This is a genomic window from Flavobacterium sp. PMTSA4, from assembly GCF_032098525.1.
GTDB lineage: Bacteria > Bacteroidota > Bacteroidia > Flavobacteriales > Flavobacteriaceae > Flavobacterium > Flavobacterium capsici.
Genome location: NZ_CP134890.1, coordinates 1,809,210 through 1,828,727 on the forward strand (window position 1 = coordinate 1,809,210; position 19,518 = coordinate 1,828,727).

At 32.0% G+C, this 19,518-nt stretch carries 22 protein-coding genes; 7 read left to right on the plus strand and 15 right to left on the minus strand.

The window, feature by feature from the left end:
- The first annotated feature begins 23 nt into the window (after positions 1–23).
- The 5 genes from RN605_RS08425 to RN605_RS08445 all read left to right on the plus strand — a co-directional run bounded on the left by RN605_RS08425 (position 24) and on the right by RN605_RS08445 (position 4,608).
- On the plus strand, positions 24–920 hold the full coding sequence (locus RN605_RS08425; protein ID WP_313324165.1) for a NifU family protein: 897 nt from the start codon (positions 24–26) through the stop codon (positions 918–920).
- 61 nt (positions 921–981) lie between these two features.
- Complete coding sequence (locus RN605_RS08430; protein WP_313324167.1) at positions 982–1,182, plus strand: dodecin family protein; 201 nt, start codon at positions 982–984, stop codon at positions 1,180–1,182.
- 57 nt (positions 1,183–1,239) lie between these two features.
- Complete coding sequence (locus tag RN605_RS08435; protein ID WP_313324168.1) at positions 1,240–3,261, plus strand: thioredoxin domain-containing protein; 2,022 nt, start codon at positions 1,240–1,242, stop codon at positions 3,259–3,261.
- A gap of 45 nt (positions 3,262–3,306) precedes the next feature.
- Positions 3,307–3,705, plus strand: coding sequence for a YtxH domain-containing protein (locus RN605_RS08440; protein ID WP_313324170.1), 399 nt, complete (start codon positions 3,307–3,309; stop codon positions 3,703–3,705).
- A gap of 69 nt (positions 3,706–3,774) precedes the next feature.
- The gene (locus RN605_RS08445) at positions 3,775–4,608 is read left to right on the plus strand and encodes a mechanosensitive ion channel family protein (RefSeq protein ID WP_313324172.1); all 834 of its coding nucleotides are present in this window, start codon (positions 3,775–3,777) and stop codon (positions 4,606–4,608) included.
- A gap of 1 nt (position 4,609) precedes the next feature.
- Here the strand turns inward: RN605_RS08445 and tsaB are convergent, their stop codons facing one another.
- The 3 genes from tsaB to RN605_RS08460 are packed head-to-tail and all read right to left on the minus strand — an operon-like array spanning position 4,610 to position 7,914.
- Entirely contained in the window at positions 4,610–5,275 is a 666-nt protein-coding gene (tsaB, locus tag RN605_RS08450) for a tRNA (adenosine(37)-N6)-threonylcarbamoyltransferase complex dimerization subunit type 1 TsaB (protein WP_313324173.1), read from the minus strand.
- Positions 5,275–6,579: an efflux RND transporter periplasmic adaptor subunit gene (locus RN605_RS08455; protein WP_313324175.1), complete on the minus strand. Its 1,305-nt coding sequence runs from the start codon at positions 6,577–6,579 to the stop codon at positions 5,275–5,277. Before RN605_RS08455 ends, tsaB begins: the two co-directional genes overlap by 1 nt.
- 6 nt (positions 6,580–6,585) lie before the next feature.
- Positions 6,586–7,914 carry a TolC family protein gene (locus RN605_RS08460; RefSeq protein WP_313324177.1) on the minus strand — a complete coding sequence of 443 codons (1,329 nt, stop codon included), beginning with the start codon at positions 7,912–7,914 and terminating at the stop codon, positions 6,586–6,588.
- 162 nt (positions 7,915–8,076) lie between these two features.
- On the opposite strand from RN605_RS08460, the gene RN605_RS08465 reads away from it, so the two are divergent.
- Positions 8,077–9,468 carry a DUF4403 family protein gene (locus RN605_RS08465; protein WP_313324179.1) on the plus strand — a complete coding sequence of 464 codons (1,392 nt, stop codon included), beginning with the start codon at positions 8,077–8,079 and terminating at the stop codon, positions 9,466–9,468.
- A gap of 344 nt (positions 9,469–9,812) precedes the next feature.
- On the opposite strand, the gene RN605_RS08470 is transcribed toward RN605_RS08465, so the two are convergent.
- The 8 genes from RN605_RS08470 to cyoE all read right to left on the minus strand — a co-directional run bounded on the left by RN605_RS08470 (position 9,813) and on the right by cyoE (position 15,062).
- Positions 9,813–10,079, minus strand: coding sequence for a hypothetical protein (locus RN605_RS08470; RefSeq protein WP_313324181.1), 267 nt, complete (start codon positions 10,077–10,079; stop codon positions 9,813–9,815).
- Positions 10,072–10,653, minus strand: a complete 582-nt coding sequence (locus tag RN605_RS08475; RefSeq protein ID WP_313324182.1) for a DUF420 domain-containing protein — start codon at positions 10,651–10,653, stop codon at positions 10,072–10,074. Before RN605_RS08475 ends, RN605_RS08470 begins: the two co-directional genes overlap by 8 nt.
- Complete coding sequence (locus tag RN605_RS08480) at positions 10,646–11,335, minus strand: SCO family protein (protein ID WP_313324184.1); 690 nt, start codon at positions 11,333–11,335, stop codon at positions 10,646–10,648. The genes RN605_RS08475 and RN605_RS08480 overlap by 8 nt, the downstream gene beginning before the upstream one ends.
- A gap of 5 nt (positions 11,336–11,340) precedes the next feature.
- Positions 11,341–12,030 (minus strand): hypothetical protein, encoded by a 690-nt coding sequence (locus RN605_RS08485; RefSeq protein WP_313324185.1) that lies wholly within the window; start codon positions 12,028–12,030, stop codon positions 11,341–11,343.
- A 75-nt stretch (positions 12,031–12,105) separates the two neighbouring features.
- Complete coding sequence (locus RN605_RS08490; RefSeq protein ID WP_313324187.1) at positions 12,106–12,465, minus strand: cytochrome C oxidase subunit IV family protein; 360 nt, start codon at positions 12,463–12,465, stop codon at positions 12,106–12,108.
- A 21-nt stretch (positions 12,466–12,486) separates the two neighbouring features.
- Positions 12,487–13,515 (minus strand): cytochrome c oxidase subunit 3, encoded by a 1,029-nt coding sequence (locus RN605_RS08495; RefSeq protein WP_313324189.1) that lies wholly within the window; start codon positions 13,513–13,515, stop codon positions 12,487–12,489.
- 44 nt (positions 13,516–13,559) lie between these two features.
- On the minus strand, positions 13,560–14,141 hold the full coding sequence (locus RN605_RS08500) for a cytochrome c oxidase subunit 3 (protein ID WP_313324191.1): 582 nt from the start codon (positions 14,139–14,141) through the stop codon (positions 13,560–13,562).
- A 6-nt stretch (positions 14,142–14,147) separates the two neighbouring features.
- The gene (gene cyoE / locus RN605_RS08505) at positions 14,148–15,062 is read right to left on the minus strand and encodes a heme o synthase (RefSeq protein ID WP_313324193.1); all 915 of its coding nucleotides are present in this window, start codon (positions 15,060–15,062) and stop codon (positions 14,148–14,150) included.
- A 43-nt stretch (positions 15,063–15,105) separates the two neighbouring features.
- Here cyoE and RN605_RS08510 point away from each other — a divergent pair, with 43 nt between their 5' ends.
- Positions 15,106–15,549, plus strand: coding sequence for a hypothetical protein (locus tag RN605_RS08510; RefSeq protein ID WP_313324195.1), 444 nt, complete (start codon positions 15,106–15,108; stop codon positions 15,547–15,549).
- A 55-nt stretch (positions 15,550–15,604) separates the two neighbouring features.
- Here RN605_RS08510 and RN605_RS08515 read toward each other — a convergent pair whose 3' ends face one another.
- The 4 genes from RN605_RS08515 to gcvH form a co-directional block, all read right to left on the minus strand.
- Positions 15,605–16,225: a fasciclin domain-containing protein gene (locus RN605_RS08515; protein ID WP_313324196.1), complete on the minus strand. Its 621-nt coding sequence runs from the start codon at positions 16,223–16,225 to the stop codon at positions 15,605–15,607.
- 270 nt (positions 16,226–16,495) lie between these two features.
- Entirely contained in the window at positions 16,496–18,622 is a 2,127-nt protein-coding gene (locus RN605_RS08520; protein WP_313324198.1) for a gliding motility protein RemB, read from the minus strand.
- Between the two features lie 68 nt (positions 18,623–18,690).
- Positions 18,691–19,083: a VanZ family protein gene (locus RN605_RS08525; protein WP_313324200.1), complete on the minus strand. Its 393-nt coding sequence runs from the start codon at positions 19,081–19,083 to the stop codon at positions 18,691–18,693.
- A complete protein-coding gene (gene gcvH, locus RN605_RS08530; RefSeq protein ID WP_313324201.1) occupies positions 19,073–19,453 on the minus strand; it encodes a glycine cleavage system protein GcvH in 381 nt (126 codons plus the stop codon). The genes RN605_RS08525 and gcvH overlap by 11 nt, the downstream gene beginning before the upstream one ends.
- Positions 19,454–19,518 lie beyond the last annotated feature (65 nt).

A 19,518-nucleotide genomic window follows, 5' to 3' on the forward strand; every position in this document is an offset into this window, starting at 1 on the left:
TTGCAGAAAAATAAGCTAGAAACATGAAAATCACTATAAAAGAAACACAAAATCCAACTATAATTAAGTTTGAGTTTCCAGATTTTATAACTCAAAATGAGAGTTTTGAATATAAAAACATCGATGAAACCAAAAATTCGCCTTTAGCGCAACAACTTTTTTATCTTCCATTTGTAAAAACAGTTTACATTTCTGGAAATTTTATTGCTATTGAAAGATTTAGCATCGTGGAATGGAAAGATGTTCAAGAAGATGTTGCTGAACAAATTGAAAATTTTGTTTCAAATGGTGGCAAAATAGTTGTTGAAGATGAAAATAAAGCCAAAAAGCAACCAATCACAGTTTATGGAGAGACAACTCCTAATCCAGCTTCATTGAAATTTGTTATCAATAAAGGAATCACCAAATCAACGGTTGAATTTAAAAATATTGACGAAGCAAAAGCTTCACCTTTAGCTCAAGAGTTATTTAAATTTCATTATGTGAAGGAATTATTTATTACCGAAAATTATATTTCAGTTACTAAATTCGAAAGCTATTCTTGGGATGAAATTACTCTTGAAATAAGAACTTTTATCAAACAATTTATCGAAAATGGAGGCACAATTCTTGACGAAAATTTAATAGAAAAATCTTCTAAACAAGAAAAACAAGAAATTAAAAATTTTGAGAATCTTGATGTTACATCACAACAGATTATCAACATTTTAGAAGAATATGTAAAACCAGCAGTTGCTGCCGATGGCGGAAACATTTTATTTGATTCATATGATGAAAACGATAAAAAAGTGAAAGTAATTCTTCAAGGTTCGTGCAATGGTTGTCCATCATCAACATTTACTTTGAAAAATGGAATTGAAAACATGTTGAAAAGCATGTTAAACAACAATGAACTTGTAGTTGAAGCAATTAACGGATAAAAAACTTTATAACTTCATCATTTTTTTGTAATTTTAGGATTCACATAAAATTTAGAATGAAATGGCAGTATTAAAAGTTATCGAAGTATTATCAAGCTCAACAACCAGTTGGGAAGATGCAACACAAAAAGCAGTAACACAAGCTTCAAAATCCTTGAAAAACATTCGTTCAGTTTACGTTCAAGAACAAAGCGCAACAGTTAAAGACGGAAAAGTAGCTGAATATCGAATGAATTTAAAAATTACTTTTGAAATCGAATAATTTCAAAAAAACTAAATGACAAACGTCCATTTTTGGGCGTTTTTTTATACAACAAAAATGAACGAATTACATTCCGAAACCAGTCCATATTTATTACAACATGCCAACAATCCGGTTCATTGGAAAGCTTGGAATGATAAATCATTGGCTTTAGCCAAAGATGAAAACAAATTAATCATCATTAGCATTGGTTATTCTGCTTGTCATTGGTGTCACGTTATGGAACACGAAAGTTTTGAAAGTGATGAAGTTGCCGAAGTAATGAACAAAAACTACGTTAACATAAAAATAGACCGAGAAGAACGTCCAGATATTGATGCCGTTTATATGAAAGCTGTTCAAATCATGACTGGTCGCGGCGGTTGGCCAATGAATGTAGTTGCTTTACCTGATGGAAGACCAATTTGGGGCGGAACTTATTTTAGAAAAAACGAATGGATTAATACACTCGAAAAACTACGGGAATTATATAGTAACAATCCCGAAACTATTTTTGAATATGCCGAAAAATTGCATGAAGGATTAAAATCGCTAAGCATAATTCCAATCAATTCCGAAGAAACAGCGTTTGACTTTGAAATTCTGGAAACTTTAATTGAAAAATGGCAAAAAAGTTTCGATTGGGAATTTGGTGGAATGGCAAGAGCTCCAAAATTTATGATGCCAACCAATTATGAATTTCTGCTTCGCTATGGTTATCAAACTCAAAATAAAAAATTATTAGAATTTGTTGATTTAACATTAACCCGAATGTCTTTTGGTGGTTTGTTTGACACCATTAATGGAGGATTTTCCCGTTATTCTGTCGATATGAAATGGCATGTTCCTCATTTTGAAAAAATGCTTTATGACAACGGTCAATTGGTTTCTCTTTATGCTAATGCATACAAACTTTCAGGCAATAAATTATACAAAGAAGTAATAGAAAAAACATTGAATTTTGTTGAAAAAGAATGGCTAACAACAGAAGGAAGTTTTTACTCTGCGTTTGATGCTGATAGTTTAAACAATGAAAACAAACTCGAAGAAGGCGCATTTTATGTTTGGACAAAACAAGAATTACAAGAAATTATTGGCGATGATTTTGAATTATTTTCAGTTGTATTTAACATCAATGAATTTGGTTTTTGGGAACATGAAAATTATGTTTTGATTCAAAATCAGTCGTTAGAAGAACTAGCTTTTAAAGAAAATATTTTATTAGAAGAATTAGTTGAAAAGAAAAAAAATTGGGAACAAAAACTTTACACTAAAAGAGAAAAAAGAAACAAACCAAGATTAGACGATAAATCCATTACATCCTGGAATGCTTTGATGTTAAAGGGTTATGTTGATGCTTATAAAGCTTTAGGAAATGGAAAATACTTAGAAATTGCTCTTCAAAACGCTAATTTTATCACTACAAAACTTTGGAGTTCCGAAGGAAATTTATTTAGAACTTACAAAAACGAAAAAGTCAAAATCAATGCTTATTTGGAAGATTATGTTCATGTGATGGAAGCTTTTATTGCTCTTTACGAAGTTACTTTTGAAGAAAAATGGTTGCAAAATACCAAACAATTAGTAGATTATTGCTTTGATCAATTTTATGATGAAAACCAACAGTTTTTTGCTTTCACTTCAAAGTCAGATTCCGAATTAATCACATCTCATTTTGAAGTGGAAGACAATGTTATTCCGGCAGCTAATTCAACTATGGCAAACGTACTTTTTAAAATGAGCATTTATTTTGAAAACAGTTATTACGAAAAAACTGCTGTTAAAATGCTCCAAAATATTATTCCAACGATTGATTATCCTTCCGCTTTTTCTAATTGGCTGAATGTTTTACTTAATTTTTCAGAACAAAACAAAGAACTTGCTATTTGCGGTCAGAATGCTTCAAATGAATTAATCAAAATAAATCAAAACTACATTCCAAACTATATTGTTGCAGGAAGTGAAAAGGAATCTAATTTGCCGTTTTTAAAAAATCGATTTATAGAAAACAAAACTCTTTTTTATTTGTGTCAAAACAAATCGTGTCAACAACCAACAAATAATATCGAAGAAATAATAACTCAATTAAAAATAAGCTAGATTTTTTTCGTAAACTTGTGTATAGTAACTATTAAAAATAATATTATGGGAATTGGAGGATTTTTTAAAAACTTGTTTGGTTCATCTAAAGAAAAAGTTAGTGAATTTGCAGACAAAGCAGAAGATTTGGCTGGTGAAACTATTGAGAAAGCAAAAGAAACAGCAGCGCCAATTATTGACAAAGTAGAAGATTTTGCAGAATCGGCTAAAGAAAAAATTGAAGAATACATTCCGCAAGCAAAAGAAACTCTTGAAAATGCAATGGAAACCGTTAAAGAGAAAACTAGTGAATTTGCAGATAAAGCTGAAGATTTTGTTGAAAGCTCAGTAGAGAATGTAAAAGAAAAAGTAAGTTCTTTTATGAATGATGCTTCAGAAGATGCAGAAGAAATAAGAACAAAAACTGAAGATATTGTTAAACCTTCGGATGAAAATGCCGATTAATTTTTAAAATTATATCTTTGTAGTACTAAAATCATCCCGAATTTTCGGGATTTTTTTTAAACGAAAAATATGAACGAAAAAGAAACCATATCATCATTTGAAAATTATTTACACAAAATAACAACCTCTTTAATTGATTATTCTCCAAAATTAATTTCTGCACTATTAATTCTGATTGTTGGACTTTATGCTATTAAATTTATCAACAGAATGATTCGGAAATTGATGCAAAAAAGAGGTTTTGACCCAACACTAACTCAATTTTTGGAAGATATTTTTCTTTGGGCAATGCGTATTTTATTGTTTGTGACTTTTATTTCAAAATTAGGCATTGAAACTTCCTCATTTGTGGCAATACTTGGTGCTGCTGGTTTAGCAGTTGGTTTATCATTGCAAGGTTCATTGTCTAATTTTGCAGGTGGTATGTTAATAATTATGTTCAAACCATTCAGGGTTGGCCATACTATTGAAGCGCAAGGCGTCACAGGAACTGTTAGAGAAATTCAAATTTTTGTAACCAAACTAACTAATGCTAATAACCAAACTATTTTTGTGCCCAATGGTATTCTATCAAATGGGACAATAATTAATTACTCTATGGAAGGAAATCGTAGAGCTGATTTGGTTTTTTCAGTTTCACACGATACGAATATTAAAACTGCAAAAGAGATTTTAATGACTGTGATGCAAAACAATCCAACCGTGCTTAAAAATCCTGAGCCAACAGTAATAGTAAAAAACCTGACCGATTCTTCTGTACAATTGGCCGTTAGACCTTGGGCTACATTAGAAGATTTTTTCCAAATGTCGTCGGATGTGTTAGAAGAATGCAAAGAAGCATTTGAAAAAGCTGGAATTGTGGTTCAACCATATGTTCGAGAAGCTTCGGTTGTAAGAAAGTAAACTACTTTTTCGCATTCAGCATAAATTCCTTCAAATAAAAAGGCTCAAAATAAGCAACATCTTCAAATTCCTGATTATTAAATTTCTGAAAACTTAAAATACTCATTTCATTTGCTGAAGGGAAAATAATATTTTCTAAAAAATGAAAATTATCTTTGGTTAGAACCGTTTTACATTTCTCTTGACAATCACCGATGAAATATGCCTTTTCTTCAATTTCAGAATAACTTTCAGACGATAAAACTTCAGCTTGAACTTCCATCATTCTAGTGTGATTTTTATCGAAAACTGCGCTATAAACTTCCATCCTTCTGGCATCAAGCATTGGAATGATAATTCCTTCTTCTATATTTACTTTTCGAGCTAAAACTTGCAACGTATCAACAGAAATTAAAGGGATATTTAATGCATAACATATTCCTTTTGCTGCAGAAACTCCAATACGCAAACCGGTATAAGAACCTGGGCCTTTGCTCACAGCAACTGCTTTTAACTCTTGAAAATTAGTATTGGTTTCTTTTAAAACTTCTTCAATAAAAACATGTAATTTCTCAGCATGCGAATAACCTTGTTCAGCTATTTCTTTAGCTAAAATGGTGATTCCATCTTTTGCTAATGATACAGAGCAATTCTTTGTTGCGGTTTCGATATTGAGTATTAAAGACATTATTTTTTATCTTTTCCTGTCTGTGGAGAATCTTTTTTTGCCTTTACTTTATCACCTGAATTCAAGTCCTTAGTTACTGTAGTATATGGACCAGTAATTACAACATCGCCTTTTTGTAATCCTGATACAACTTCAATGTTAGTATCGTCTTGAATTCCAGTTTTAATCACTCTAATTTGAGCTTTATCAGCATTTTTAACAAAGACACATTCAAATTTTTGATCGCTTTTAGATTTAATTTTATTGTTTTCAGATTCGTCTTTTACTTCATATTTTTTAGTAGCAGTAGTATCCGATTTTACAACAACAGAACTAATTGGCACACCCAAAACTTTTTCTTTGCGTTTCGTGATAATATCAACAGTTGCTGTCATTCCTGGTCTGAAAGGTGAATAAGTTGCAGGTTTTCCTTCTAGTAAGTCTTGGTATGATTCTTTAAGAATTCTGATTTTAACTTTAAAATTTGTTACTTGGTCAGCAGTTGTTGTAGAACTTGCAGAATTTGAAATACTGGTTACAATTCCTTTAAATTCTTTTTTCAAATAAGCATCAACTTGAATTTTTGTGCTATCGCCAATAGATACTTTTACAATATCATTTTCGTTTACATCAACTTCTACTTCCATATTATTTAAATCGGCTACACGCAAAAGTTCAGTTCCTGTCATTTGCTGTGTTCCTAAAACTCTTTCTCCAAGTTCTACCCCTAGAGATGAAATGGTTCCATCTGCTGGTGAATAAATTGTTGTTCTGCCCAAGTTATCTTTGGCTTCTTTAACCGTTGCATTGGCACTTTGAACATTAAAATAAGCTGATTCTTTGGTTGCTTTTGCAACTTCAAATGCAGCAACTGCTTTATCCCAATCTGATTTTGAAATAATTCCCTTGTTATAAAGTGCTTGACTTCTATCATAACTCGCTTTAGCTTCTTTAAAAGATGCATCCGCTTGACTCAAACTCGCTTTGGTTCCCGAAAGATTAGAAACCGTTCTGTTATAACCTGAAACATATAAATCTGGATTTATTTTTACCAATAAATCTCCTTTTTTAACTACTTGTCCTTCTTTAATTGGTAACGCAATAATTTCTCCCGAAACTTCTGAAGAAATTTTTACTTCGGTTTCTGGTTGGATTTTTCCAGTAGCTGAAACGGTTTCAATTATGGTTATTTCATTAACTGTTGCCGATTCTACCTCAACAGCATCGTCATTAGAACCTATTACTCCGTTTTTTTTTAATAAAGCTAAAACACCTAATAAAACTATAACTGTTCCAACTATCCAATATATTTTTTTCTTTGACATAATTTATTATTTAATGATTGGGATTCCGAAATAAAACTCTAATAATTTTATTCTAAAAATATAATCGTATTTTGTTCTTAATACTTCTGATTGTGCATTTTCATAGGTTAACATAGCTTGACTGTAATCGAATGAATTTAAAAGTCCAACATCAAAACGTTCCTTTGAAAAATTTTGAGCCAACTTTCTTGCTTCTGCAGTTTTTAACGCTGCTTCATAGCTTTTTTGAGCATTTAAAACATCGTTATAGGCTTGAAAAACGGTTCGCTCTAAATCTAATTCTGCTTGGTCTAATAATAGTTTAGAACGTTGTTCATTTATTTTACTACGTTGAACTCTTCCTCGAGTTGAAAAACCATTTAAAATTGGCACATTAAGTTGCAACCCAACATTAGTTCCATCAAAAATAGATAACTGGTCAACAAAACCTATTGGAATACTCTGTGACCAACGTGTATTATAACCTACAAATCCAGAAAGTGTAGGCATGTATCCAGATCTAGCAATAGTTACATCTTTTTTAGCGACTTCATAGTTAGAAGATGCAATTTTGATATCCTTTACAACATCTTTTGCTTTTTGAGCAATTGCTTCAGGTGATTGAAATAATATTTCTGTCTGTGGCACATCCATATCATCAACAGCTATATCAAAATTAGCATAGTCTTTTAATAAAAGTGTTTGTGCTAAACCCAATTTTGATATCAACAAAGTATTTTGAGCATTTACAATTTGTTGCTCTTGTGAAGCATCAGTAGCTTGAAGTTCATAAATATCTCCAGCTGGAAGTGTTCCTGCATCAATTAATTGTTTTGTTCTTTGGATGTTTTCTTTGGTAACTTTATTTTGATTTTCTAATACTTTTATTTGCTCTTTATTGAATAAAATTTGCAAATAAGAATTTGCAATGCTAAGCATGATATCGTCTTTCATTTTCCCTAAACGATATTCATTAGCTATTTTATTAAGTTTTGTTCTTTGAAGCGTTTTCCAGTTTACTAATCCATTAAAAATATTGATCCCAGAATTGATGTTTGCTGAAGCAGAACGAAAGGATTGGTTTTCAAACTGGTTTGTAGTTGGGTTAATGTTTGCTCCGGTATTAATTCCATAATTTGCAGTTCCTGAAAGACCTGGTAGAAAATTACCGATGGCTTCTAGCTTTTCAACATCTGAAACTTTTAAATCTAATTCTGATTGTTGAATAGAAATATTATTTTCTAAAGCATAAGCAATACATTCTTCAAGTGTCCATTTTTTTTGTTGTGCATTGATGGAAATGCTAACGAAAAGAAACGAGAAAAAGAATAAAATTTTACTTGTGATGATTTTCATAATTAACAGTAAATAATTCTACTATTATTAAGTAAACAAAGATATAACTTTTGAATAACTTGAAAAATAGCATTGTCTTATCACTTAGACTTTAGTTTTTTCAATTTGTTACACATTATTTCTATTTTACCTCTATTTTTACAAAATAATTTCATTTTTTTTATGTCATTTATTAGAACATTTTTCTCTGTTGTTATTGCTTCAATATTGATTTCTAGTTGTGGAACTACCAATAAAATTGAAGCTTTAAAGCCAATGCCTTCGGATGATTCGCCAATGGTTTATAAATCTTCAACTTCTTTTGTTAGTATGCCTTTGGAAATTTCTTTGAAAGAGATTGAAAAACAATTGAACAAAAAAATGTCTGGATTGATTTATGAAGATAATGATATGAAAGATGATAAGCAGGCATTGAAAATCTGGAAAACTGCTGATATAAAAATCACGGAAAAAAACGGAAAGATTCAAACGGTTTTACCTCTGAAAGTTTGGGCTAAATTTAGATACGGAACTGATTTTATGGGGTTGAATGACACCAAAGAAGTGAATTTAAATGGAACTATCACGCTATTGAGTGATACAAGAATGAGTAACTTTAAATTGACTACTAATTCTAAAATTGAAGACTATGTTTGGAGTGAAAGTCCAACGATAGTTGTTGCGGGAAAAAATGTTCCGATAACGTATATTATAAATCCGATGATGTCGTTATCGAAATCGAAGATTTCTAAAATGATTGATGATGCAATTAATGATTTACCAGATTTTAAACCAATGGTTTTGGATGTTTTAGAAAAAATGAGTACTCCTTTTGTTACTAGTGATTTGTATCAAACATGGTTCAGGCTGGAACCAATTGAGGTTTATGTTACCGATGCTAATTTGGATAAAACTAAAGTTGCTATGGACTTGGGTTTGAAGTGTAACATGCTGACAATGGTTGGTCAAGAGCCAAAAAATATTTTTGATAGAAAAGCTATTGCTTTCAAACCTGTCACTAAAGTTCCTGATAAGATTACCGCAAATATTGCGGCTATTTCTACCTATGAAAGTGCTTCAAGAATTATTAGCAAAAACTTTAGAGGACAAGAATTTGTTTCTGGAAAAAGAAAAATAGTGGTAAATGAGGTGAATCTTTGGCAAAAAGACGGGAAGATTATTATTCAGTTATTGATGAGCGGAAGTTTGAATGGAACGATTTATTTGGCTGGAATTCCTAAATATAATCCTGAAACACATGAGATTTATTTTGAAAATATGGATTATGTTTTGCAAACAAAAGGTTTATTGACTAAAACCGCCAACTGGCTTTTGCAAGGCATGATTTTGAGAAAAATTCAGGAGAGTTGTCGATATTCTATAAAACCAAATCTTGAGGAAGGAAAGAAAAGTATGTTGCCTTATTTGAATAATTATTCGCCAATGAAAGGTGTTTTTGTTAATGGTACGATGAATGATTTTGAATTTGATAGAGTAGAAATTACCAATAAAGCCATCATTGCTTTTTTGAAGACTACGGGTAAAATGAAGGTGAAAATTGATGGTATGGATTAGTTTTTAATGTTTATTATCTAAAAATGCATTTCTAAAACGTTGAAATGAACTGCTAAAGCATTGAAATTAGTTGCTAAAACGTTGAAATGAACTGCTAAAGCATTGAAATGAACTGCTAAAGCGTTGAAACTAATTGCTAAAGCATTGAAATTAGTTGCTAAAGGTTTGAAATGAACTGCTAAAGCGTTGAAATGAGTTGCTAAAACGTTGAAATGAGTTGCTAAAGGTTTGAAATGAACTGCTAAAGCGTTGAAACTAATTACTAAAACCTTGAAATGAATTGCTAAAGCCTTGAAATGAACTTCTAAAGGGTTTTAGAAAAAGTGTTAAAATTTTAATTTGAATTATTTCTTGGCGTAGTACATTCTGTAAATGAATATTCCTATTACCGCTACTAATATATAAGGAATTGCCATTAGGTAAACAATTCCGTCGTTTACGGCTTCTGCTTGGGATGTATCGCCATTGCTTTCAAGAGAAGCACGACACATTGCGCATTGAGCATTAGCATTTAGAGAATAGAAAATAGAGAATAGAAGAAAGAAAAATATCTTCTTATCAAACAAATTTCTTTGCTCTTTTTTCTTTTCTATTTTTTCTAAATTATGCATAATATGGCGAAATCATTAAGTAGACAATAACTCCTGTAACGGCTACATATAACCAGATTGGGAAAGTGATTTTGGCTAATTTTTTGTGTTTATCAAATCGTTCTGCTAAGGCACGAACATAGGTAAATAATACCATTGGGATGATAACGATTGATAAAAGAATGTGACTTATTAATATAAAGTAATAGAAAAAGCGCCACATGCCAACTTTAGCTTTTTCGGTAGCGTCTAGAATTCCGTCGTGGTCTAAATCGCCATATTTTGTAGAATCGGCGGTTAAATGATAGGCAACATACATTACTAAAAATAATACTGAACACGCGATTGCTGTTGTCATTATTTTTTGGTGTCTTTCTTTTTTTCCGTGAACAATTGCATCGACTCCTACTAGGAGTAAAATTGCTGTTAGTGCATTTATTCCTGCGTAAATTGGAGGAAGAAAAGAAAGTGGTTCGACTTGAATTCCGAAATCTTTTAATTTTATACTAAACAAAATTGCTACCACTAATGGAATGGCAATAGATACAACAATTATTAGTTTGTTGAACTTTTGTTCTATGGCGTTATTACTCATTTAATAAAATTTTAATGTCTTTTATGATTGCCTTGATGTCATCGTTTTCTAATCCGTTGTAATAGATTATTGGATTTCCGTTGGCGTCTTTTCGGCTTCTGATGTTTCCTTTTTTATCAACCAAAGCGAAATATCCTGAATGTTCAAAACCGCCATTTACATTGCTGTTTTGACCTGCATAAAGGTTGAATCCTTTTGTGGCTAAGTTAAGAATGTAGTCTTGATTTCCGGTTAAGAAATTCCAGTTTGAAGATGTTACACCTAAAGCTTCGGCATGTTCTTTTAGAACTTTTGGTGTGTCATTCTCAGGATTGATAGTAATGGATGCAATTCCAAAGTTTGGATTGCCTGGAAATTCTTTTTCAATAACCATCATGTTTTTATTCATGATTGGGCAAATGGTTGGACAGGTTGAAAAGAAAAATTCAACTACATGTACTTTGCCGTTATAATCTTTGTTAGTAACAGTTTTATCATTTTGATTGGTTAATGAAAATGATGGTTCTGGACCGATTGTTACTAAACCAGTTTCGATATTTTGATTTTTATGATTGGAAACGGCATCTATCCTATCGCCTTGAACAACGGTTCCGTTTTTTACACGGTCGATAATTTTGGGAATGAAAATAATCCCAAAAACTAAAATGACCAATGAAATTCCTATGTATGATTTGCTTTTCATTGCAATTAATTTTTTTCTATTTGTTCCGTTATCTTGTCTCTGAATTCATCTTTACGATTGTTTTTCTTTAGAGCCAAACGGTATTCTGCTAAAATTATTTTTACATCATCGGTCATTTCGTTGTGAAGTTCAGCTGATGAGTTGATGTTGTAACCTTCTTTGTATTCTGGTTTTCCTTGAACACTTTTTCCTTTTCTACCACGTAGATTGCGTTCTTTATCTATTATATAAACCAAGTTTGTTCCATGGTTTTCATCCAAATTACCTAAAAGTTTCATTTGCTTAAAATAGGCATCTATTTCTTCGGTAGACGCAAAAACAAAATGAAATCCTGAAGTGTTTGAAAGTTTGCTTAATCGGTCAAGAATAATTTTTACATCTTCTTGTGTTCCATCTGGAGCTATGAAAACAACTTGAAAGTCTTTGAAAGTATGGTTTCTTTCGTAAATCTTTTGCGTTAACAGAAAATAGTTCCCTCTGTTTTCCATGATGTTTGAGCCTGAAAATCCTAGAATAGAAATCTTTTTATCTAAAGTTACTTTTTCTCCATTGAGTGATTTCCAATTTGGATTTATGTCTTCAATTTTTGGAGTAACAATGGGAAGTTTTATAAAACTATTGACACCTGTAGCAAAGAATAAATAGACTACCAGTGGTAAAATAAAAAGTATAATTAGAACGGCATTTTTTTTCATTTCAATTAAAAAATTGGTAGTACAAAAATAAAAAAAGGTACGCAATGCGTACCCTTTTTTTGAATTAATATCGTGTTAAAAATTCCATTTTATTGTTGAATCTCTAAAGATGTCATGAATGTAAGTTGCTTCCGCTAAAAGTATAAATAATAAATACAATACAAGGAAAATTACTGTTCCAACAACAGCCCAACGTAAACTAGCTGTTTCGCCTTCCATGTGCATGAAAACCCATGTAATTTTATAAGCTTTATAAAGCGTTAGTATGATGAAAACCCAGTTTAATAAATTCATACTAATGAAATCTTTCATTACTAAAAATTCAGGTCTGATAATCCCTAGATAAACCTCAACTATAGTTACAACAGAAAGAATTCCAAATACGTACCAGATTTTTTTGGTATTTGATTCGTGTGCGTGTGTATCGTGTGACATATAAATGTTTATTGTTACTGATTAAACTAAATAGAAGAATGTAAATACGAATACCCAAACTAAATCGACAAAGTGCCAATAAAGTCCAACTTTTTCAACCATTTCGTAAGTTCTTCTTTTTTCATAAGTTCCTAAAAGAACATTGAAGAAAATAATGATGTTGATGATTACTCCTGAAAATACGTGGAAACCGTGGAAACCAGTAATGAAGAAGAAGAAATCTGCAAATAATTTACTTCCATATTCGTTTCTAGTTAAGTTTGCACCTTCAACAACTAAATGACTGTTGTCTACTAATTTTTGAGATGCTTCTCTGGTTAAGATTTCTCTTTTCTTGTTATGATTCAGACCAGGTTGCAAATCTTTGTTTGCTTGATCTTCTTTAGTATCTCTATAAATTTTTTCAGTTCTAACTAATATTTCTGGATGCGCTTTGAAACCTGCTTGTACTTCTGCAACCGAATAGGTTGGCAAAGAAGCTTCACTCATGAACCATTTTCCTTTACTTCTTGATAACTGTTCTCTTTCTTCAGGTAAAACAACTGCAAAATCTTCAAGTTTTACTCTTTCGCCTTCTTTGTTTACGAATTGAATGATGCTACCACCTTTTGTTTCAACAGCTCCAAATTCACCACTGATGAAGTTTTTCCATTCCCATGCTTGAGAACCAACGAAAATTAAACCTCCAATAATGGTTAAAAGCATGTAAAAAGCTACCTTTTTTTGCTTCATTTGGTGTCCTGCATCAACGGCTAAAACCATTGTTACCGAAGAGAAAATAAGAATAAATGTCATTAATGCCACGTAGTACATTGGTGCATCTACACCATGCATGAACGGAAAGTGGGTAAACACTTCATCGGCGATTGGCCAATTATCAATAAATTTAAATCGTGAAAAACCGTAAGCAGCAAGGAATCCTGAGAATGTTAAAGCATCTGATACGATGAAAAACCACATCATTAATTTACCATAGCTTGCACCCATTGGCTCGTTTCCTCCACCCCAAGTGTTTTCAGCTGTATTTGCAGTAGTAACTGTCGCTCCCATAAAAGTTAATTCGTTAAAAAGTTCCCAAATTTAGATTTTTTTTCTTATTTAAAGAAATATAAAAATAAAAACAAATAAATCCACAAGAAATCTAGAAAGTGCCAATACATTGCACCTAGTTCAATTCCAAGGGTTTGACTTGAATTGTATTTTTGTTTAAAATGATTATAAATTATGATTAAAAGTGAAATAATTCCGCCAAATAAATGTGCAAGGTGAACAACCGTTACTACATAAAGAAAAGTTGTTGTGATGTTACTCTCTGGACCAGTGAAAAAATAACCTTGATTTACTACTTCTCCGAAGCCTCTGAATTGAAAATAAACAAACAGAATTCCTAATATAAATGTAGCTAACAAGTAATTTGTTGTAGCACTGCGATTGTCTTTCTTTATTGCCAGTTTTGCTAAATGAAATGTAACACTGCATAGCAAAATAATTACTGTACTTACGAAAAATGCTTTTGGCATTTCGAAGTTTTGCAACCAATCGCCACGAGATTTACTAACAACAAAGGCACTTGTTAATCCTGCAAACATCATGGTCATACTTAACATAGCAAACATCAGCAAGAGTTTATATGATCTTGCGGTGCGTGCTTTATGTTCTTCGGCAGTCATTGTCATAACTTTCTATCTTAAAAATTTATCAAAAATATAAATCAATTGTAATAAGGTAATATAAGACACACTTACTAACATTAATTGTTTGGCTGCTTTGGCAGTTCTTAGTTTATAAAGTCTTGCGGCGTAATATATCATCCACAAACCGATTGCTGCAACTAATATGGCTGCTATTGGTGAAATGAATAATCTTCCTGTGTATCCTAATGCTGGTAAAAGCGATGCTACTAATAACCAAACACTATATAATAATGTTTGTAAAGCAGTAGATGTGTCTTTTTTTCCTGTTGGAAGCATAAAGAAACCAGCTTTTTCGTAGTCTTCGTAAAGGAACCAACCGATTGCCCAAAAATGTGGAAACTGCCAAAAAAATTGAATTAAGAACAATGTTCCGGCTTCGATTCCAAAATCATTGGTTGCGGCAACCCATCCTAACATGAATGGAATAGCTCCGGGAAATGCACCTACGAAAACCGATAATGGTGTATATGTTTTTAAAGGTGTGTAAACGCTGGTATATAAAAAAATAGAAATAGCGCCAAACATGGCTGATTTTGGATTGATTAAGTATAACAATACTAAACCAATAATTGTCAAAATGCTAGCAACAAATAACGCTCTATTTGGTGACATTCTTCCTGATGCAACAGGACGATTTTTTGTTCTGTCCATCAAGGCGTCGAGGTCTTTTTCGATTACTTGATTGTAGGCATTTGATGCTCCAACCATACAATAACCACCAACGGCAAGCATTAATAAATGCAACCAATTCAGGTCTTGAAAACTATAAACTCCTAATAGATATCCTGCAATGGAAGAAAAGACAACACTGATTGCCAAACCTGCTTTTGTGATTTCTTTGAAATCTGTAGCAACCGACTTGATTGTAAAAGGTTTTGAAGTGACGTTCAATGTTGAATTCATTTGTTTTTAAAAACTTTTGCAAAGGTACTTTATAGAAAGTGATTTGACAAAAAAACAATTCATAAAAATAACTACTGTAGATGAGTGTTTAAATTTTATAGTTGTGCGATTGATTGTTTTGGTCGTGCGTTTAACTGTTTTAGGTGTGCGCTTCGTTGTTTTAGGTGTGCAGTTAGTTGTTTTAGGTGTGCGATTGATTGTTTTAGCTGTGCAGTTGATTGTTTTATCCGTGCACTTGATTGTTTTATCCGTGCACTTGATTGTTTTACCCTTGCGTTTGATTGTTTTACCTGTGCGCATGACTGTTTTAGGTGTGCACTTGATTGTTTTACCCGTGCGCTTGATTATTTTAGGTGTGCACTTGATTATTTTACCTGTGCGCTTGATTGTTTTACCTGTGCGCATGACAATATTAGTCGTGCGCACGATGAATTTAAACTTAATTCTTACAATATATGGTAAAAAACTAAAAAATTTGGTCAAATAAAAAAAGAGACCAAAACATGGTCTCTTTAAAAACATAAAGTATTGAACAATTACACTTAGTTAATAGGCAGTAAAACTGCATCTATCACATGTATGATTCCGTTTGAAGCAGAAATATTAGCTGTTGTAATATTTGCAGTATTACCAATAGCATTTATAGAACCATTAGGCAATACGTAAAATTGACTTGAAAGAAGTGTAGTGATTGTACGCATTCCATTTTTTGGCACTACGCTGTTAGCTGCACGTCTTCCGTCAGTTACATGGTATAATAAAACATCACGTACCAATGGCGCTGGAAGTTCAGTAATACTTGTAACATTTAAAGCAGCATACAAGTTCTGGAAAGCTTGGTCTGTTGGAGCAAATACAGTGTATTGATCTGTTCCATTAGCGAAAAGATTGACTAGTTGAGTGTTTAATTCGGTGTCAACATACACTAAAGCAGATACTAGTTCATTGAAACCTGCACCTACCGCTACACCTGCAATTGAAGTGTTTCCTGGAGCAGGAGCACGATTAAATGCATCTAGAGTTTCTTTGATAGTTAATTTTGATGCAGTTGTGTCGTTTGATGTTGTTTCATCATTTGAACATGATGCAAAATTGAACGTGATAAAAGCAGCAAGAAACAGCGCTTTTACAGAATTAATCAGATTGAAGTTTTTGTTTTTCATAGTGTTTAATTTTATGTTAATATTATCAGTTAAATAAATCTTCATATTGCTTCATTCATTAAATGAATTAGCTGATTTTAATAAGTAGGTAGAAGAGTTGGAGACTAATTAAACAAATAGATACACTTTTTGTTTAATTATTTGATTATAAAGTTAAACAAAATAAATTCACGCAAAATAAATTTAGCACTAGTTTAACAAACGTTTAGCGCATAAAAAGAAGTACTTATTTGCTGAAAAACAGTTCTTTAAAAAAAGAATTTTAGAATACTAATAATCGAAATACCAATTAAAGATATCACAACGCAGACCTAGAGAAAACCAAGTAGTATTTTCTTTAAAGGTTGTTAAGGTTTCGGCTGTTGGGCTAAAATTTCGGAAGATAAGACTACCAAAAAGTTTCATATTAGTTGATGGGTTAATTAAATAACCAGCTTGTAAATCGGCGATAAAAATGGTGGTTTTATTTCCTTGACCAACGCTTACGCCAGTATCATAAGGTCTGTCAACATCATAATCTAGATATATGTTTCCTCCATAATTGAAATTATCATCTGCAGTATTAAAATCTAAACCGCGTTGACCAAAAGTAATTTTAGCATCGGCAAAATATCTTCCTTTGAAATAACGAGCAATAGCAACAAATTCTTTGAAGTTTCCACCCCAATTGTGTCCTAAACTTTGATTGTTGTGACCGTAATTGGTAATTGGTTCGCTGTGTGCATACACATAAGGACGAACATGGTTGTATTCTACTTGAAGTAAAAGATTTTTAATATTGAATGCATTGTAATATTTTGCTCCAAGTTGGTATCCAAATTTATTCTTCCAGCTTTTTTCTCCTGCTTTAACATCGTTTAACGAAAATTCATCTAACAGAAACTGGCCATAAAAATTAACTTGATTGCTGAATTTATATTTAGTTGTTAACCCTAATAAAGCGTTTCCGCTACGAGAAGAAGAAGCAAACTCAACGGCACGATAGAAGATGATTGGGTTTACAAAACTCATATCGAAACCGCGATTGTTTTGATTGGTCCAAACCACCGATTCGAAGAAGCCTAAGTTCCAACGCTTGGAAACGTTCATACTTAAATAATGACTTGCTACGTATTTGGTTGCATATGTTCTGTCTATTGTAACTTCTGGACGAACGTCTTTTAACCATGTATAAATGTTGGTGTATTTTATTTTCCAAAAACTAGTGTTTATTTTCACATAAGGATATGGACTTGCACCATCACTTAACAATAATGAACGATAACCATCACCAAGGAAATTTCGACCATAACCAAGATTTAAATTGAAGAAGTTACTAGGTGTAAAAGCAAGATTGGCTTCAGCAAGAGGAAAATCGTAAGCGTCATCCTTGAATCGTTTTGCAATACCTATTCCTGGAATGATTGCAGGATTTCCACCATCAGGTTTTATAGATTCGGCATAACGATTGAAATAACCAGCAAAACGTCCTTGACTTTCGTACAAAGTGGTTGTGAAATTTACTGTTTTGCCCAAACCACCGTTAAACTGAATTCCGCGTGTATTAATAAATGTAGAATTAGAATTGTCACTAATGTTAGATTGACTTCGCCCTAATTGTAAATCAACAATAGGATTTAATGTAAACCAGTAATCCTCGCCTTTTAACTCAACCATGTTTTCGTTCCAAAACTTTTTACCTAGCCAAGAAGTTCTCGGCTTTTCAATAGATTTTGCAACATCTTTAAAGTTATAATACTTATTAACTTCTGCATAGTTGTAAGGTTTTGAACTAGTGTGATTGTTAGCACCAACCTGATTCAATTCATCATCAAACTGAGCATAATAACTATGAGAAAATGGAATGTTGTTATGGCTTTCGAATTGTGGTTGGTCAAAAGTTTGGTATTTAACTGCTTCGTATTCGTTCAACTCCTTAGTGTTTTTTACGAAGGCATTTGAACTTTTGGCAGCTTCGGCTGCAGCGTCTTTTTCAGCTTGAATTTGCTCTCTGCTTTGTAATGGTATTGCAATTCTGATGGTATATTTAGCATAAGTAGGTTTACCGTTATAAGTTGCCGGTGAAACCTTTGGCATTTTAGCGAAAACTCTTTTGCTTTCTTCTACCAATTCTTTTTCGTTGGCATCAACATATTGCACAATGAACTTTCCTTCATCGGTTACTTCAAATAAAACGATAACAGTTCCTTTATAGTTTTTATTGGTTAAATCCTCTGGAACTTTAAAATTGTTGAACACAAAATCGTGAACTTGATTGTAAAAACAAGTTTCTAAATTGGTGTCTTCTTGACTTTGACAATCAGGAAAAACAGGAAAACGTTCGGAAGTTTGACTATTTATTTGGGCTTGACCCAAAAGGCCAAGGAATAAAAAAACAATTGAGAGTAAGTTTCTCATAAGGAAGAAATAAAATTATAATTCTTTGAAGCCATAAAAATAAAAAAATCCCATCGAAATGGGACTTTTTATTGTGTTTTTAATTTATTTATTCTGTTTACAATGAAATACATTATAAATCCTGAGGTTACTGTTCCTAGTGAATTGGCAAGAACATCAATAATATCAGCGTTTCTAGTTGTTGTAAATTCTCCTTGCAGAAATTCAATAGTTACTCCAATTAAAAAAGAAGCAATGATGACATTTGTTACTTGCTTTCTAGTAACACTTGTATTGGTTACATTTAGATAAATTACCCAAAATACTGTAAAAATAAAATGGAACGAGAAATGAACAACTTTGTCAAATCCTTCAACTTTTATTCCCAACGAAGGCAACTCGCTACTATCTATTAAGCATAAATAAAATATTATGCTTGTCCATAACAGTGCAATTGCTAACCAAAAATTTTTATGCGCCAATAAGGTTTTTATAGTCATCGCTAGATAAAAGATCAGCTACTTCTTCAGGATTTGAGAATTTTACTTTTATCATCCAACCATCGCCATAAGGATCTGTATTTACAGTTTCAGGTTTTCTTTCTAAGCTGTCATTGAATTCGATTATTTCACCAGATAATGGTAAAAATAAATCTGAAACTGTTTTCACTGCTTCTACAGTACCAAAAACTTCGTCTTTGTCCATAGTTTGATCAAGAGTTTCTACTTCTACATAAACGATATCACCCAATTCTTTTTGAGCAAAATCAGTAATTCCTACAGTAGCAACATCTCCATCAATAGCAACCCATTCGTGGTCTTTTGTGTATTTTAAGTTAGCTGGTATGTTCATTTGATTTAGTATTTATAAATTTCTCCAAAAGTATTATTTCTTGAGCGATTATTAAAATGAAAACT

What these genes read in the sequence shown, in the direction of transcription:
- RN605_RS08425 (WP_313324165.1), top strand. Translation starts at nt 24, where the DNA reads ATGAAAATCACTATAAAAGAAACACAAAATCCAACTATAATTAAGTTT.
- RN605_RS08430 (WP_313324167.1), top strand. Translation starts at nt 982, where the DNA reads ATGGCAGTATTAAAAGTTATCGAAGTATTATCAAGCTCAACAACCAGT.
- RN605_RS08435 (WP_313324168.1), top strand. Translation starts at nt 1,240, where the DNA reads ATGAACGAATTACATTCCGAAACCAGTCCATATTTATTACAACATGCC.
- RN605_RS08440 (WP_313324170.1), top strand. Translation starts at nt 3,307, where the DNA reads ATGGGAATTGGAGGATTTTTTAAAAACTTGTTTGGTTCATCTAAAGAA.
- RN605_RS08445 (WP_313324172.1), top strand. Translation starts at nt 3,775, where the DNA reads ATGAACGAAAAAGAAACCATATCATCATTTGAAAATTATTTACACAAA.
- tsaB (WP_313324173.1), bottom strand. Translation starts at nt 5,275, where the DNA reads ATGTCTTTAATACTCAATATCGAAACCGCAACAAAGAATTGCTCTGTA.
- RN605_RS08455 (WP_313324175.1), bottom strand. Translation starts at nt 6,579, where the DNA reads ATGTCAAAGAAAAAAATATATTGGATAGTTGGAACAGTTATAGTTTTA.
- RN605_RS08460 (WP_313324177.1), bottom strand. Translation starts at nt 7,914, where the DNA reads ATGAAAATCATCACAAGTAAAATTTTATTCTTTTTCTCGTTTCTTTTC.
- RN605_RS08465 (WP_313324179.1), top strand. Translation starts at nt 8,077, where the DNA reads ATGTCATTTATTAGAACATTTTTCTCTGTTGTTATTGCTTCAATATTG.
- RN605_RS08470 (WP_313324181.1), bottom strand. Translation starts at nt 10,079, where the DNA reads ATGCATAATTTAGAAAAAATAGAAAAGAAAAAAGAGCAAAGAAATTTG.
- RN605_RS08475 (WP_313324182.1), bottom strand. Translation starts at nt 10,653, where the DNA reads ATGAGTAATAACGCCATAGAACAAAAGTTCAACAAACTAATAATTGTT.
- RN605_RS08480 (WP_313324184.1), bottom strand. Translation starts at nt 11,335, where the DNA reads ATGAAAAGCAAATCATACATAGGAATTTCATTGGTCATTTTAGTTTTT.
- RN605_RS08485 (WP_313324185.1), bottom strand. Translation starts at nt 12,030, where the DNA reads ATGAAAAAAAATGCCGTTCTAATTATACTTTTTATTTTACCACTGGTA.
- RN605_RS08490 (WP_313324187.1), bottom strand. Translation starts at nt 12,465, where the DNA reads ATGTCACACGATACACACGCACACGAATCAAATACCAAAAAAATCTGG.
- RN605_RS08495 (WP_313324189.1), bottom strand. Translation starts at nt 13,515, where the DNA reads ATGGGAGCGACAGTTACTACTGCAAATACAGCTGAAAACACTTGGGGT.
- RN605_RS08500 (WP_313324191.1), bottom strand. Translation starts at nt 14,141, where the DNA reads ATGACAATGACTGCCGAAGAACATAAAGCACGCACCGCAAGATCATAT.
- cyoE (WP_313324193.1), bottom strand. Translation starts at nt 15,062, where the DNA reads ATGAATTCAACATTGAACGTCACTTCAAAACCTTTTACAATCAAGTCG.
- RN605_RS08515 (WP_313324196.1), bottom strand. Translation starts at nt 16,225, where the DNA reads ATGAAAAACAAAAACTTCAATCTGATTAATTCTGTAAAAGCGCTGTTT.
- RN605_RS08520 (WP_313324198.1), bottom strand. Translation starts at nt 18,622, where the DNA reads ATGAGAAACTTACTCTCAATTGTTTTTTTATTCCTTGGCCTTTTGGGT.
- gcvH (WP_313324201.1), bottom strand. Translation starts at nt 19,453, where the DNA reads ATGAACATACCAGCTAACTTAAAATACACAAAAGACCACGAATGGGTT.